The 13,816-nt window shown below is 70.9% G+C and carries 12 protein-coding genes; 8 read left to right on the top strand and 4 right to left on the bottom strand.

Features of this window, described 5'->3' with window-relative positions:
- Nucleotides 1-7 precede the first annotated feature (7 nt).
- Complete coding sequence (locus tag KOI47_RS15015; RefSeq protein ID WP_216216577.1) at nt 8-1,468, bottom strand: benzaldehyde dehydrogenase; 1,461 nt, start codon at nt 1,466-1,468, stop codon at nt 8-10.
- Between the two features lie 33 nt (nt 1,469-1,501).
- A complete protein-coding gene (locus KOI47_RS15020; RefSeq protein WP_216216578.1) occupies nt 1,502-2,296 on the bottom strand; it encodes an IclR family transcriptional regulator in 795 nt (264 codons plus the stop codon).
- A gap of 165 nt (nt 2,297-2,461) precedes the next feature.
- Between KOI47_RS15020 and KOI47_RS15025 the strand changes: the two genes are divergently transcribed.
- From KOI47_RS15025 to KOI47_RS15045, 5 genes are all read left to right on the top strand, one after another.
- Nucleotides 2,462-3,637 (top strand): 4-hydroxybenzoate 3-monooxygenase, encoded by a 1,176-nt coding sequence (locus tag KOI47_RS15025; protein WP_216216579.1) that lies wholly within the window; start codon nt 2,462-2,464, stop codon nt 3,635-3,637.
- Between the two features lie 95 nt (nt 3,638-3,732).
- Nucleotides 3,733-4,026 carry a DUF485 domain-containing protein gene (locus KOI47_RS15030; protein ID WP_216216580.1) on the top strand — a complete coding sequence of 98 codons (294 nt, stop codon included), beginning with the start codon at nt 3,733-3,735 and terminating at the stop codon, nt 4,024-4,026.
- Nucleotides 4,023-5,534: a solute symporter family protein gene (locus tag KOI47_RS15035; protein ID WP_216216581.1), complete on the top strand. Its 1,512-nt coding sequence runs from the start codon at nt 4,023-4,025 to the stop codon at nt 5,532-5,534. The genes KOI47_RS15030 and KOI47_RS15035 overlap by 4 nt, the downstream gene beginning before the upstream one ends.
- Before the next feature lie 142 nt (nt 5,535-5,676).
- The gene (locus tag KOI47_RS15040; RefSeq protein WP_216216582.1) at nt 5,677-6,426 is read left to right on the top strand and encodes an IclR family transcriptional regulator; all 750 of its coding nucleotides are present in this window, start codon (nt 5,677-5,679) and stop codon (nt 6,424-6,426) included.
- 78 nt (nt 6,427-6,504) lie between these two features.
- Nucleotides 6,505-8,265 carry a thiamine pyrophosphate-requiring protein gene (locus tag KOI47_RS15045; RefSeq protein ID WP_232376748.1) on the top strand — a complete coding sequence of 587 codons (1,761 nt, stop codon included), beginning with the start codon at nt 6,505-6,507 and terminating at the stop codon, nt 8,263-8,265.
- 83 nt (nt 8,266-8,348) lie between these two features.
- Here the strand turns inward: KOI47_RS15045 and KOI47_RS15050 are convergent, their stop codons facing one another.
- On the bottom strand, nt 8,349-9,488 hold the full coding sequence (locus tag KOI47_RS15050) for a S1 family peptidase (protein WP_216216584.1): 1,140 nt from the start codon (nt 9,486-9,488) through the stop codon (nt 8,349-8,351).
- Between the two features lie 276 nt (nt 9,489-9,764).
- Between KOI47_RS15050 and KOI47_RS15055 the strand changes: the two genes are divergently transcribed.
- Together KOI47_RS15055 and KOI47_RS15060 are read left to right on the top strand one after the other, a co-directional pair.
- The gene (locus tag KOI47_RS15055; protein ID WP_216216585.1) at nt 9,765-11,444 is read left to right on the top strand and encodes a chitinase; all 1,680 of its coding nucleotides are present in this window, start codon (nt 9,765-9,767) and stop codon (nt 11,442-11,444) included.
- A 195-nt stretch (nt 11,445-11,639) separates the two neighbouring features.
- Entirely contained in the window at nt 11,640-11,876 is a 237-nt protein-coding gene (locus KOI47_RS15060) for a hypothetical protein (protein WP_216216586.1), read from the top strand.
- A 7-nt stretch (nt 11,877-11,883) separates the two neighbouring features.
- Here KOI47_RS15060 and KOI47_RS15065 read toward each other — a convergent pair whose 3' ends face one another.
- Nucleotides 11,884-12,885 carry a GlxA family transcriptional regulator gene (locus tag KOI47_RS15065; protein WP_216216587.1) on the bottom strand — a complete coding sequence of 334 codons (1,002 nt, stop codon included), beginning with the start codon at nt 12,883-12,885 and terminating at the stop codon, nt 11,884-11,886.
- 104 nt (nt 12,886-12,989) lie between these two features.
- Here KOI47_RS15065 and KOI47_RS15070 point away from each other — a divergent pair, with 104 nt between their 5' ends.
- Nucleotides 12,990-13,787 (top strand): NAD(P)H-dependent oxidoreductase, encoded by a 798-nt coding sequence (locus KOI47_RS15070; RefSeq protein WP_216216588.1) that lies wholly within the window; start codon nt 12,990-12,992, stop codon nt 13,785-13,787.
- The last annotated feature ends 29 nt before the right edge of the window (nt 13,788-13,816 follow it).

Raw genomic sequence — 13,816 nt, forward strand, 5'->3', positions numbered from 1 at the left:
CGACCGGCTAGAAGGGGTAGCGGGCAGGCTCGCCGCGCACGGTGATCCACCGGGTGTCGGTGAACGCCTCGATGTTGGCGCCTGTCCCGCCGAACCGGCTACCGGTTCCGGAGGCCGCGATCCCGCCGAACGGAGCCACCGCCTCGTCGTTCACCGTCTGGTCGTTGATGTGCACGATGCCGGTCGGGATCCGCTCGGCCAGCGCGAGTCCCTTGGCCACATCCCTGGTCACGATGCCGAGGCTGAGCCCGTACTCGCTGTCGGCGGCCAGCGCGGCGGCCTGCTCCGGGGTGCCGAAGGGCAGCACCGGGGCAACCGGCCCGAACACCTCCTGCGCGTAGGCAGGCATCTCGATATCCACTCCGGACAGCACCGTCGGCCGGTAAAACAGCTCCTGATAGCTGCCGCCCGCCGCCAGCCGGGCCCCTGAGTCCACAGTGGACTGGACCAGGGAGTGCACCTTGTCCCGCTGGCCTGCGTCGATGATCGGTCCGAGCGCGACGTCCTCGGCGGCGGGATTGCCGACCCGCAGCGCGTCCGCCCTTGCCGCCAGCCGCTCCACGTACTCCTCGTGCAGGCTCTCGTGCACCAGATGCCGCCCGGTGGCCATGCAGATCTGCCCGGAGTGCAGGAACGATCCCCAGGCGCCCAGGCCGGTCGCGGCGTCAAGGTCGACGTCGTCCAGTACCACGATGGCCGAGTTCCCGCCGAGCTCGAGGTGGGTGCGTTTGAGGTGCCGCGCGGCCAGCTCACCGACCCTGCGGCCCGCGCCGGTGGATCCGGTGAACGAGATCACCGGCACCAGCGGGTCGGTCACCAGCGCCTCGCCAGCCGCCACCTCCCCCGGCAGCATGTGCAGCAGGCCCTCCGGCAGCCCTGCCTCCTCGAAGATCCGCGCCAGGGTCACCCCACCGCTGACCCCGGTGCGCGGGTCCGGCTTCAGGATCACCGCGTTGCCCAGCGCCAGCGCGGGAGCCACCGAGCGGATGGCAAGGACGAGCGGGAAGTTGAAGGGGGCGATCACCCCGACCACGCCCACCGGAATCCTGCGGACCATGGAAAGCCGGTCCTGCGCCGACGGCAGCAGCTCGCCCTGGGGCGCCGAGGTCAGCGCGGCAGCCTCGAAGCACTCCTGCGCGGCCATATCGGTCTCCACGCCTGCCTTGGCCCGGACCGAACCGGCCTCGGCGATCAGCCAGTCCTGCACCTCGGTGGCGTGCTGCTGCCACAGCTCGCCCGCGCGGCGCAGCACCGCGGCCCGTTCGTGGTACGGGCGGGCGGCCCAGTCCCGCTGCGCGGCGGCTGCGGCCTCCGCTGCGCGGCCGACGTCCTCGGCTCCGGCCATGCCCAGCCTGCCGAGCTCGGTCCCGGTCGCGGGCTCGACGACGGCGCGGTCCCCGCCGCTGCCGGTCCGCCAGCCCTCGCCTGCGATCTTGCCTGTCCAGATAGCGGTGTCCAGCAGCGTCATGGGCCGTACTGTGACCACCTCCACGGCGGGCTGTCACGCCTGCCGTTCCACTGGCCGAAAGGCGTCCCCGCCCGTTTCGGCCAGCCTGCGGCCGATCCCGGTGGCGGCTGCGCGCAGCGGCGGAACCAGTTTCGGCAGATCGGCGCGGCTGGAGTGGACCACGAGGCCGAGTGCGGCCACCGGGGTACCGTCGGCCTGCAGGACGGGCACCGCGACCGAGCAGGAGCCAAGCGACATCTCCTCGTTGGTCTGCGCGTGCCCGCGTTCCCTTGTCAGTTCGAGCTCGCGCAGCAGCCTGCCGCGCTCGGCGATGGTGTACCGGGTGAACCGGGGCAGCGGGCGTTCGCAGTAGGCCCGCACCAGCGCGGCGTCGGCGTACGCCAGCAGGGCCTTGCCCACCCCGGTGGGATGCAGCGGAAGCCGAGTGCCGATCCGGGAGACGATCGGCACCGAGCGGTGCCCGGACAGCTTCTCCACGTACAGCGCGTCGAACCCGTCCCGCACGGCGAGGTGCACGTTCTCCCTGCTGGACTCGTACAACTCCTGCAGGAACGGCAGTGCGGTCTCGCGCAACCTGCTGGACACCGGGGCGAGCAGGCCGATCTCCCACAGCCGCAGGCCGATCCGGTAGCCACCCTCGTCGTCGCGGTCCAGCGCGCGCCAGGCCGCGAGCTCCGCGGCCAGCCGGTGCGCGGTGGCCAGCGGGAGCCCGGCGCGCTGCGCCATCTCGGACAGGGTCAGCCGCGGGTGAGCCACGTCGAAGGCGCTGAGCAGGGCGAGCGCGCGGGCGGTGACCGGCTGGCCGGGGCGGGTGCTGTTGCCTGCCATTCGATGTCCCTGAACTCCTCGATCGCTTCCGTTGAGTGGAAGGTAACCGATCGGTCCGCTCGCGGCCGGTCGGAGTTTCCGTTCAGCGGAAGGGTGCGGTCGGCCCTGGCACGGGGCAGCGGGCACGATGGCCCCGGCATGGTCGAGCGAAACGGAGGTTGGTGCATGCGTACGCAGGTGGGAATCATCGGGGCTGGGCCCGCGGGCCTGTTGCTGTCGCATCTGCTGCACCTGCACGGGATCGACTCGGTCGTGCTGGAGGCACGCAGCAGGGACTACGTGCAGCGCAGGGTCCGGGCCGGGGTGCTGGAGCAGCCGACGGCCGAGTTGCTGCGCGAGGTCGGCCTCGGCACCCGGATGGACGCCGAGGGCATGGCGCACCACGGGATCTCCCTGTGGTTCGACGGTGCCGACCACCGGATCGGCTTCGACGAGCTGCTCGGCAAGTCGATCACCGTGTACGGCCAGCAGGAGGTGGTCAAGGACCTGATCGCGACCCGGCTGGAGGCCGGAGGGGAGCTGCTGTTCGAGGTCGCGGACGTCGCCCCGCACGGGCTCACCACGGACCGGCCTTCGATCACCTTCACCGACGCCGATGGCAGGCCGCGGGAGCTGGAGTGCGCGGTGGTCGCGGGCTGCGACGGCTTCCACGGCGTCAGCAGGCAGGCCATCCCGGGAGGCGAGCTGACCATCCACGAGCACGAGTACCCCTTCGCCTGGCTCGGCATCCTGGCCGAGGCGCCCCCGGTGCACGAGGAGCTGATCTACACCCACCATGAGCGTGGGTTCGCGCTCTACTCGATGCGGTCACCGCGGCTGACCCGGCTCTACCTCCAGGTGGACCCGGACGAGGAGATCGGGTACTGGCCGGACGAGAAGATCTGGTCCGAACTGCACACCCGGCTCGCCCTCGACGGTGAGTCCGGGCTGCCCGAGGGGCCTCTGCGGGAGAAGGGGATCAGCACCATGCGCAGCTTCGTGGCCTCCCCGATGCAGTACGGACGGCTTTTCCTCGCCGGGGACGCGGCGCATATCGTCCCGCCGACCGGGGCCAAGGGGATGAACCTCGCCGTCGCCGATGTCAGCCTGCTGGCCCGCGCGCTGGAACGGCTGCTCGCGCACAACGAAACCGACCTCGTAGAGTCCTATTCGGATACCGCGTTGCGCAGGGTGTGGCGGGCCGAGCACTTCTCCTGGTTCATGACCTCGATGCTGCACCGCTTCCCAGGGCACGACCCGTTCCAGCGCCAGTTGCAGCTGGCGCAGCTGCGCTACACCGCAGAGTCCACGGCTGCGGCCACCAGCCTCGCCGAGAACTACGTCGGCCTCCCGTTCGCCTGATCCGTTTCACTGGCCGGAATAGCCGGGTTTCGCCGTTCCGGGCGGCTACTCGATGCTGTGCCCCGCCGGATACGACGCGGTATCGAGGAGGCACGGTGACGACCGGAAAGGCCCGCGACCAGGGCGGTACGGACACAGTGGACAGCGAACGGGCCGATGCGGCGGTCCGCCGCAGGAAACGGGTCGCGCTCACCGCCGCGGCGGTCACCCTCGTCGGGTTCCTGACGTTCCCGGTGCTCACCTCGTTCACCAGCCTGCTCGACGGCGTGGTGCACGGGGTCGGGATCGGCTACCTGGTCGGCTTCGCGGTGATGGTGCTCCCGGTGCTGGGCGCGGTCGCCTTCTGCGGCTGGGCCAACCGGGCCGAGCGCGGGGGAGGGGACCGATGAACGTGCCCGCGGTACTGATCGTGGTGGCACTGATCGCGGTCACCCTGGTACTCACCAGCTACGCATCCCGGCGAAACAACAGCGCCGACGACCACTACGTGGCCTCATCCCGCATCGGCGGCTGGCAGAACGGGCTCGCGCTGGCGGGTGACCAGCTGTCCGCCGCGGCCCTGCTCGGTATCACCGGCGCGGTGGCGCTTGGCGGCTTCGACGGCTTCTATCTCGCGGTCGGGGTGCCCGCGGCCTACCTGCTGATGCTGCTGGTGATCGCCGAGCCGCTGCGTAACCTCGGGCGCTACACCATGGCCGACGCGGTGGCCGCCCGGTTCGAAGGCCGCGGGCTGCGTGGCGTGATGGCATTGTCCACTTTGGTCATCAGCATTATCTACATGGTGATCCAGTTCATCGGGGCAGGGCTGCTGGCGCAGCTGCTGCTCGGGGTGAGCTTCCCGGTCGCGGTACTGGTGATCGGCACGCTGATGACCCTCTACACCTTCCTCGGTGGCATGGTCGGCACCACCTACATCCAGGTGTTCAAGGCGGTGCTGCTGATCGGGACGGTGTTCGCCCTGCTGGTGCTGGTTACCGCCGAGACCGGCGGTAACCCGCTGGGCTCCATGCAGGAGGCCGCCGACCGGTTCGGTGCCGAGGTGATCGCGCCACAACAGGGCGATCTCACCGGCTCACTGGACACGATCTCGCTGCTGCTGGGCATGGTGCTCGGCATGATGGGACTGCCGCACGTCATGGTGCGGTTCCTGACCGTGCGCAACGGGCGGGCGGCGCGGCAGTCGATCCAGGTGGCGATGTGGATCTACGCGTTCTTCTTCTGCGCGCTGCCGATCTTCGGCTACGCCGCGCTGAACCTGGTCGGCAGGGACACGATCACCGCCGACAACGAGGCAGGCAACCTGGCCGCGCCCCGGCTGGCCGAGACCCTCGGCGGGAACCTGCTGTTCGCGATCGTCGCGGGCGTGGTGATGACCACGATCCTCGCCGTGCTGGCAGGCCTTTCCATCGCCTCCTCCGGTGCGGTGGCGCACGACCTCTACACCACCGTGCTCCGGCGCGGCGCGGTGCCGCGGGGCAGGCAGCTGCTGGTGGGCAGGGTGGCCGGTGCGGGGATCGCGGTGATCGCGATGCTGATGGCCTTCGCCGCCAAGGACCTCAACGTCGCCTTCCTCGGCAACCTCGCCTTCTCGGTCGCGGCCAGCACCACCATGCCGGTGCTGCTGCTGACCATCTACTGGCGCCGGTTCAACCGCAGGGGCGCGGTCTCCGGCCTGGTCGGCGGGCTGGTCTCGGCGGTGGGGCTGGTCGCGCTCGGCCCGGACGTGCTCGGTGCCGCGGCCGTGTTCCCGCTGACCATCCCGGCGCTGGTGTCGGTGCCCTTCGGGTTCGGCTGCGCCTGGCTGGGCACCAGGGCGGGGCGGGACGACCCGGCCGCCGCGGGCACCGACTACGACCAGATTGCCCGCCGGGCGTTTCCCGCGCGCCAGGAGTCCTGAGTGCCTGTTCCTGAACTGGACTTTGCCACTCGAGGCGAGCGGCGGTGCCGGAACCCGAGTCCGGCCGAGCCGACCGTGTCGCGAGTTCAGGAACGGACGCTGAGTGTTGCGTGCGGCCGTGGCCGTGCTCAACACTCGCGCTATGCCGGACGACCTCGTGCCCAAGGCGGTGCTGCCGCGAGCGCTGCGGCTGCTCGACGCCTTCGGCCCCACCGACACCGAGCTGAGCCTTGCCGAGCTGGCCGAGCGCAGCGGGCTGCCCAAACCGACGGCGCTGCGCATGCTCGGCGAGCTGGTGTCCTGGGGCGCACTGGACCGGGTGGGTTCCGGCTACCAGCTGGGGATGAAGCTGTTCCGGCTGGGCCAGCAGGTCTCCCGCGCCAGGACGCTGTGCGACACCGGACGGCCGTACCTCACCGACCTGTACGAGGCCACCCACGAGAACGTGCACCTCGCCGTCAGCGACGACCTGGACACGCTGTTCGTGGACAAGGTCTCCGGCAGTTCCTCGGTCCGGATCATCTCCAGGGTGGGCGGCAGGCTGCCCGCGTACTGCACGGCCACCGGCAAGGTGTTCCTTGCCAACTCCGGGCGCGAGCGGTTCATGCGGACTGTCGAATGTGGCCTGACCAGGTACACCCCGCGCACCATCGTGCTGCCCGGCCTGCTGCACAGGGAACTGGACCGGACCAGGGAACGCGGCTACGGGGTGAACTACGAGGAAGCCGAGGTCGGCGTGTCCGCGGTGGCGGCGCCGGTGTACGGACCGGACGGCACGGTGGTCGCGGCGATCTCGATCACCGGAAGAGCGAGCGCGGTCACCGCCGAGCGGCTGGCTCCCGCCGTGCTCACCGCGGCACGCGGGTTCTCCCGGGTGCTCGCGGGCGGCTGAGTGCGAGCACCCGGCGCGGTTTCATTGGCCGAAATGCCCGGCGTGCGCGCGGCCCGGCCCTGGTTGTTGGCTGGGGACATGAGCGCACCGCGGTACACCACCAGCACGGCATTCCTGGAGGCGCTGACCGAGGTCGGCGTGCGCTATGTGTTCGCCAACCTCGGCAGTGACCATCCCGGCCTGATCGAGGCCTACGCGCGGGCGCGCGCCGAGGGCACCGTGGACCGGTTCCCCGAACTGGTGATCTGTCCGCACGAGAGTGTGGCCTTCTCCGCGGCCCAGGGCTACGCGCAGGCCACCGGCCGGATCCAGGCGGTGCTGGTGCACGTGGAATGCGGCACCCAGAACATCGGCGGCATGCTGCACAACGCCGCCAAGGGCCGGGTGCCGGTGCTGGTGTTCGCCGGTGCCTCGCCGGTCACTCAGCACGGCGAGCACACCGGCAGCAGGGACGAGTTCATCCAGTGGGTGCAGGACGTGCACGACCAGCGCGGCATCGTGCGCGGCTACACCAAGTACGACTACGAGATCCGGGTCGCGGACAACGTCAAGCAGATCGTGCATCGCGCGGCGCAGATCGCGGCCAGCGAGCCGGCGGGCCCGGTCTACCTGGTGGGCGCGCGGGAGGTGATGGAGCAGCGGCTGGAGCAGGCCGCCGCGGACCGGCCGGAGTACGCCCTGGACCGGTACACCCCGGTCGAGCCGGCCGCACTGGCGCAGGGAACCCTGCGCAGGATCGGCGAGGCGCTCGCCGGGGCGGCACGCCCGGTGATCGTCACCTCCTACCTCGGCCGGGACCAGGAGGCGGTACCGGCACTGGTCGGCCTGGCCGAGCGGCTGGGCGCGCCGGTGATCGAGTCGGTGCCGATGTGGCTGAACTTCCCCGCGGACCACCCGTTGCACGGTGGCCACCAGTGGAACATCCCGGAGCACCACCCGCTGCTGGCGGCCGCGGACGTGGTGCTGGTGCTTGGCAGCGACGTCCCGTGGATCCCGGTCCGGAACGGGCCCGGCGCGGGCGCGCGGGTGTTCGTGGTGGACGTCGATCCGCTGAAGGAGCAGATGCCGTTGTGGCACCTGCCTGCCGAGCTGTTCGCCCGCGCCGACCTCGGCATCGCGGCGCGGCAGCTCACCGGGTTCCTCGAGGAGCCGGGGCGGCTCGATGCGGCGCTGGTGCGGGAGCGGCTTGCCGCCGCCGCGACGGCGCGGGAGCGGCGCCTGCGCGAGCTGACCGCCCGCGAACAGCCGGATCCCGAGGTGATCACCCCCGAGTACCTGCTTGCCTGCCTGCGGGCGGAACTGGCCACCGTGGACGGTGAGACCATTGTGCTCACCGAGGCCATCACCAACTACCTCGCGGTGAGCGAGCACCTGCGGCGCACCCGGCCGGGCGGGCTGCTCGGCTCCGGCGGCGGCTCGCTCGGCTGGTACGCGGGCGCCGCGATCGGGGTCAAGCTGGCGCGGCCGGACGCACTGGTGGTGTCGGTGGTGGGGGACGGCACCTACCTGTTCGGCGTGCCGGCCTCGGCGCTGTGGACCGCCCGCAGGTACGGCGTGCCCAGCCTGACGATCATCCTGGACAACGAGGGCTGGCAGGCGCCGAAGGTGTCCGCGCTCGGGGTGCACCCGGACGGCGCTGCGGCGGAGGCGGACGATTTCGGCGTGGGGTTCGCACCGGGGGCGGACCTGCCCGCCGTGGCCGCGGCCGCCGGGGGTGCGCTGGCGCGCACCGTGACGGCGCCCGCGGAGCTGCCCGCGGCGGTGCGGGAGGCGGTGCAGACCGTCCGATCCGGACGTTCCGCCGTGCTCGCCGCCCGCCTGCCCCCGGTGCAGCCCTGAACGTGGCGTTCGCGACGTCAGATGTCCCGATAGTGCCGTTCGCGACGTTGAACGTCCGGAAAGCCACGTTCAGGGCCCGGTCGTCAGGCGGTGTGTAGTTGCAGGTTGTAGCGGGAGAGGATCTCGTTCACGGGCTGGAACCAGGTCTGGCCGCCGCTGGAGCAGTTACCCCATCCGCCGGAGGTGACGCCCTGCGCCTGGTCCCCGGTGATGAAGGAGCCGCCGGAGTCGCCTGGCTCGGCACAGACGCTGGTCTTGGTGGCGCCGTGGAAGGCGCCCTGCTCGTAGTTCACGGTCTCGTTCTTGGCCAGCACGGTTCCGCAGTGCCAGTGCGTGGTCGAACCGGAGCGGCAGACCGAGGAACCGACCGGTGCCTCCCAGGAACCGCGGACCAGGCGGTCCGGCACGGTGCCCCAGCCGAGTACCACCGGAACCGTCCACCAGCCGTGGCCGGTCCGGATGAACGAGTAGTCGTTGCCGGGGAAGGACGAGCCCGCGAAGTGGCCCATGGCCGAGCCGTCCCAGCCGACCACCGAGCTGCCGACGCCGCCGCAGTGGCCCGCGCTGACGAACCCGCCGTGCACCGCGAAGCCGATCGAGCAGCGGGTGTTTCCGTTGATGTAGTAGGGGTCGCCACCGACCACCCCGGCCGCGAAGGTCCGCGGCGCCTCGGTGCCCGGTGCGGTCCGCACAGTGACCGGGCCTGCCTCGTGGGCGGCCGCGAGGAACTGCTCCAGCCGCGGGCCGGATGCGCCCGCCAGCATGGTGATCACGACCTTGCCCGAGCGGTGGTCCGCGTGCCAGCTGGTGACGCCATCCGGCGCCGGGCCGAGCGCGTCGATCGCGGCCTTGGCTGCGTTCAGTTCGGCCGCGCTGACCGGGACCTGGACCGGCTGCGCCCCGGTGGCTCGCACCGCGTCTGCCTTGGCCGGATCGGTCAGGCCGACCATCAGTGAGCCCCGCTCCGGGTCGAACCAGCTGCCGCCGAAGGCCTCGCCGGCGGCCTGACGGGCTGCGGGCGCCTGACGGGCCGCGGCCGCCTCCTGTGCCAGCCGGGTACGGGCCTGTTGCTCGGTAAGCCCGAGGTCACGCTGCATGGCTTCGGCGAGGCCGGGGGAGAGCTGCGGCTGTGCCGCGGCGGGGGCGCCGGTGAGCCCGGTGGCTGCGGTGAGTGCCAGGGCCGCCGCTGCGACCAGGCGGAGTGGTGTGTGCTTGCGTTTCATCTCACGTCATCCTCAATTCAGGCGGCAGGGAAACCCGGGGCCGGGTAGGGGGCCAGCCCCGGCGTGAACGAGGTTTTCGACTGTGAGAGCGCTCTCACGACATCCCAGCGTGAGTGCGCGGACACGGGGAGGTCAAGGGCCGGTGCCGGCTTGTCCGGTTTTCTGTCCGTTCGCGCGCGGAGTGGCACAGGGTTGACTTTTCAAGTGGTCTAGTCCATTTTCTTTACTGGACCTCTAGTGGTATAGACCACATTCCCTGCATTGTGGAGGCGGAACATGGCTCGGACCCCACGGCGCCTGCTCGCGGGCGCGTTACCGGCCGCGCTGGTGGCACTCGCGTTATTGCCTGCGGGCACGGCACAGGCCGCGAACATCGCGGTGAACAGCGGTTTCGAAGCGGGAAACACCACCGGCTGGACCTGCGGGGCCGGCACCGAGGTGGTCGGCAGCCCGGTGCACGCGGGTTCCTACGCCCTCGCCGGCACCCCGGCCGGGCAGGGCACCGCCCGTTGCGCGCAGACCATCACCGTCGAGCCTGGCACCGACTACCGGCTCTCCGGCTGGGTCCAGGGCAGCTACACCTACCTCGGCGTGACCGGGACCGGCAGCGGCGACCGCAGCACCTGGAGCTCTGGCACCTCATGGAGCGAGCTCGCGATCGAGTTCACCACCGGTGCCTCCACCACGAGCGTGACCATCTACGTGCACGGCTGGTACGGCCAGCCGACGTACTACGCCGACGACATCGTGCTGGACGGCCCCGGTGGCGGTGACCCGGACCCGCAGTTGCCCTCGGCGCCGGACGGGCTGTCCGGCCAGGCGTCCGGCTCGAACGCGGCCGCGCTGTCCTGGTCCGCGCCGGGTGGCACGGTCACCGGCTACCACGTGTACCGGGACGGCACGCGGGTCGCCTCGACCGGCACGACCTCCTACACCGACACCGGTCTGCGAGCCGAAACCACGTATCGCTACACGGTCTCCGCCTACAACAGCGCGGGGGAGTCGCCCCGCTCGGCCGCGGTCGAGGTGACCACCGCGCCGGACGGCGGTGACCCTGGCGGGGAGTTGCCCGATCATGTGCTCACCGGCTACTGGCACAACTTCGACAACGGGGCACAGCCGCTGCGCATCGCCGACGTCCCGACGACCTACGACATCATCGCCGTCGCCTTCGTGGACGCCGTGCCCGGCCGTAACGGTGGGGTGGAGTTCACCCTGGACCCCGGCCTTTCCGACCGCCTTGGCGGCTACACCGACGCGCAGTTCCGGGCGGACATCCGCACGGTGCAGGCGCGCGGGCAGAAGGTGATCCTCTCGGTAGGCGGGGAGAAGGGCACCGTCTGGGTCGGCGACTCCGCCGCCGCGGACAACTTCGCCACCGACATGATCGGGCTGATCAACGACTACGGCTTCGACGGCGTGGACATCGACCTCGAGAACGGCATCCACCCCGGCCCGATGAGCTCGGCGCTGCGCAGGATCCACGCCGCGGGCGGCGAGATCATCACCATGGCGCCGCAGACCCTGGACATGCAGTCCACGGGCAACGGGTACTTCCAGCTGGCACTGTCGATCAAGGACATCCTGACCATCGTCAACATGCAGTACTACAACAGCGGGACGATGCTCGGCTGTGACCAGCAGGTATATGCCCAGGGCACGGTGAACTTCCTGACCGCGCTGGCCTGCATCCAGCTGGAGGGCGGGCTGCGGCCGGACCAGGTCGGGCTGGGCCTGCCCGCGTCGACAAGGGCCGCGGGCGGGGGCTACCAGTCACCCGGCAATGTCAACGACGCGCTGGACTGCCTTTCGGTGGGCACCAACTGCGGCAGCTTCCAGCCCAGCACGACATATCCGGGCATTCGGGGCGCGATGACCTGGTCGATCAACTGGGACGCGTCCAACGGCTACCGCTTCGCCAATACCGTGGCGCCGCACCTGGACCGGTTGCCGTAACCCGGCAGCGGCGTCGCACCGCGCCGAGCCCGGCCACCGGGAACCTCGTCTCCCGCACCCGGTGGCCGGGCTCGGTCGCGTCACGATCGGGCGAGCCTTGAAAATTCAGGTAACCAGCCGTAACGAAGACCGAGATCACCGCGAGTAGCCAGTACGGGGGTGCCGGACGGGTCCGGTTGGCGGAAGGAATCGGTCATGGCTTCGCATATCGTGACGGCGTTGGTCCGTAGGGCGCATCCGGTACGGCTGCTCGCCGGACTGCTGCTCCTGCAAGCGGTCCTGCTTATCGGATACCTCGGGTCGTTGCGGGCCGCGATCATCACCGCAGTGGTCCTGATCGCCGTGATTGGTGCATACCATGCGTTACGAGCCGCGACCGGCCGGGTGGACACCATCCTGCGCGAGGAGCTGGGCGAGCAGCCCGATCACTGAGGCCGGGTCAGCCGGCACCGGATCGATCCCTGCCGGCCCGGAAGGTGCCGCGGTAGGCGCTGGGGGACACGCCCAGCGTGGCCTGCAGGTGCTGGCGCAGCGAGGCTGCGGTGCCGAACCCGGCGTCCGCGGCGACCCGGTCGATCGGCAGGTCGGTCTCCTCCAGCAGGTGCCGGGCCCGCTGCAGCCGCTGCTGGGTCAGCCACTGCGTCGGCGAGGTGCCGACCTCCTCCCGGAACCGGCGGGTGAGCGTGCGGACGCTCAATGACTCCCGCGCGGCCAGCTCGCGCAGCGTGACCGGACGTTCGAGATTGCGCAGCGCCCAGGCCCGAGCCCGGCCGGTGGAGGAGACCGCGGGCTCCGGGATCGGCCGCAGGATGAACTGGGCCTGCCCGCCCTCCCGGTGCGGTGGCACGACGGTGCCGCGGGCCACCTCGTTGGCCACCGCCGACCCGTGGTCGCACCGGATCATGTGCAGGCACAGGTCGATGCCCGCGGCCACCCCGGCCGAGGTGAGCACGTTCCGGTCGTCGGTGTAGAGCACGTCGGGCTCCAGCCGCACCCGCGGGTACAGCTCGGCGAACTCCGGGCAGGAGCGCCAGTGTGTGGTGGCCCTGCGCCCGTCCAGCAGCCCCACCGCGGCGAGCACGAACGATCCGGTGCAGATCGAGGCGATCCTGGTGTCCGGCCGGATCCGGGCGAACGCCCCGGCCAGCGGCCCGGCCGCGGTCCGGGTACGCGGCTCGTAGTCCACATCGGAGGCGGGCACCACCACGGTGTCGGCTTCCGCCAGCGCCGCGGGCCCGTGCCGGACGTTGATCGTGACATCGGCGTCGGTGCGCAGTTCACCGGGTTCCAGCGCACAGGTCACCACCTCGTACAGCGGCTCGCCCTCGGGTATGCGGGCCTGGCCGAACAACCGGTGCACGATGCCGAGCTCGATCGGCAACAGCCCGGGCCGTACCAGCACCGCGACCCGGTGCCTGCCGGGGAACTCGAAGATGGCCATGGCCCGATCCTTTCACATGCTGGCCATCGGGCCACTCGCCGCGGGCACCGGCGGAGATCAGGATCGGTACCCAGGACAGGAACCCGAGTGGGAAAGGCGAAAACGTGAAGGTGTTGTGGTTGTTCGCCCATCCGGAGCCCGGCTCCCTCGGCGGGGCGCTACACGAGGAAGGGCTGCGCACCCTGCGCGAGCAGGGGCACGAGTACCGGTCGTCCGATCTGTACGCGATGCGCTGGAACCCGGTGGTGGACCACGCCGACTTCGGCCATGACCCCACCCGGCGGCTGGTGGTCGGGGCGGAGTCCGGTAGCGCGTACCGTTCCGGCGGGCTGAGCGCGGACATCCGCGCCGAGCAGGACAAGCTCGAATGGGCCGATGCGCTGGTGGTGCAGTTCCCGCTGTGGTGGTACGGGATGCCCGCGATCCTCAAAGGCTGGTTCGACCGGGTGTTCGTGAAGGGTTTCGCCTATGGCGTCACCGATCCGGACAGTGGCAACACCCTCCGCTACGGGGAGGGCAGGTTGGCAGGCAAGCGCGCCATGGTCCTGGTGACCGCGGGGGCCAGGGAACCCAGCATGAGTGCTCGCGGGGTGAACGGCCAGCTGGAGCACCTGCTGTTCCCCTTGCAGCACGGCACGCTCTGGTACAGCGGGATGGCGGTGCTGCCCCCGCTGGCGGTGTACGGGGCGGACCGGGTCTCCGCGGCCGAGTACGCGGCCGCCGCGGCGCGGGTGCGCGAACGGGTGAGCTCACTGCCGGAAACCGAGCCACTGCCGTTCCGGTACCAGAACGGCGGGGACTACGACGAGCAGCTGGTGCTGCGGCCAGGGCTCGCCAAGGGCCGTGGTGGCCTCGACGTGCATTACGACTGGCAGCAGGACCTGCGTCACCTGGCCGGATGAGCAGCTCAGCGGTGTCCGAAGACGATCTC

The sequence above is a fragment of the Amycolatopsis aidingensis genome (assembly GCF_018885265.1).
Classification (GTDB): Bacteria; Actinomycetota; Actinomycetes; order Mycobacteriales; family Pseudonocardiaceae; genus Amycolatopsis; species Amycolatopsis aidingensis.

Excerpts from the sequence above, each read along its gene's own strand:
- KOI47_RS15045 (WP_232376748.1), top strand. The coding sequence starts at position 6,505 with ATGAGCGCACCGCGGTACACCACCAGCACGGCATTCCTGGAGGCGCTG.
- KOI47_RS15055 (WP_216216585.1), top strand. The coding sequence starts at position 9,765 with ATGGCTCGGACCCCACGGCGCCTGCTCGCGGGCGCGTTACCGGCCGCG.
- KOI47_RS15025 (WP_216216579.1), top strand. The coding sequence starts at position 2,462 with ATGCGTACGCAGGTGGGAATCATCGGGGCTGGGCCCGCGGGCCTGTTG.
- KOI47_RS15050 (WP_216216584.1), bottom strand. The coding sequence starts at position 9,488 with ATGAAACGCAAGCACACACCACTCCGCCTGGTCGCAGCGGCGGCCCTG.
- KOI47_RS15015 (WP_216216577.1), bottom strand. The coding sequence starts at position 1,468 with ATGACGCTGCTGGACACCGCTATCTGGACAGGCAAGATCGCAGGCGAG.
- KOI47_RS15020 (WP_216216578.1), bottom strand. The coding sequence starts at position 2,296 with ATGGCAGGCAACAGCACCCGCCCCGGCCAGCCGGTCACCGCCCGCGCG.
- KOI47_RS15035 (WP_216216581.1), top strand. The coding sequence starts at position 4,023 with ATGAACGTGCCCGCGGTACTGATCGTGGTGGCACTGATCGCGGTCACC.
- KOI47_RS15065 (WP_216216587.1), bottom strand. The coding sequence starts at position 12,885 with ATGGCCATCTTCGAGTTCCCCGGCAGGCACCGGGTCGCGGTGCTGGTA.
- KOI47_RS15060 (WP_216216586.1), top strand. The coding sequence starts at position 11,640 with ATGGCTTCGCATATCGTGACGGCGTTGGTCCGTAGGGCGCATCCGGTA.
- KOI47_RS15040 (WP_216216582.1), top strand. The coding sequence starts at position 5,677 with ATGCCGGACGACCTCGTGCCCAAGGCGGTGCTGCCGCGAGCGCTGCGG.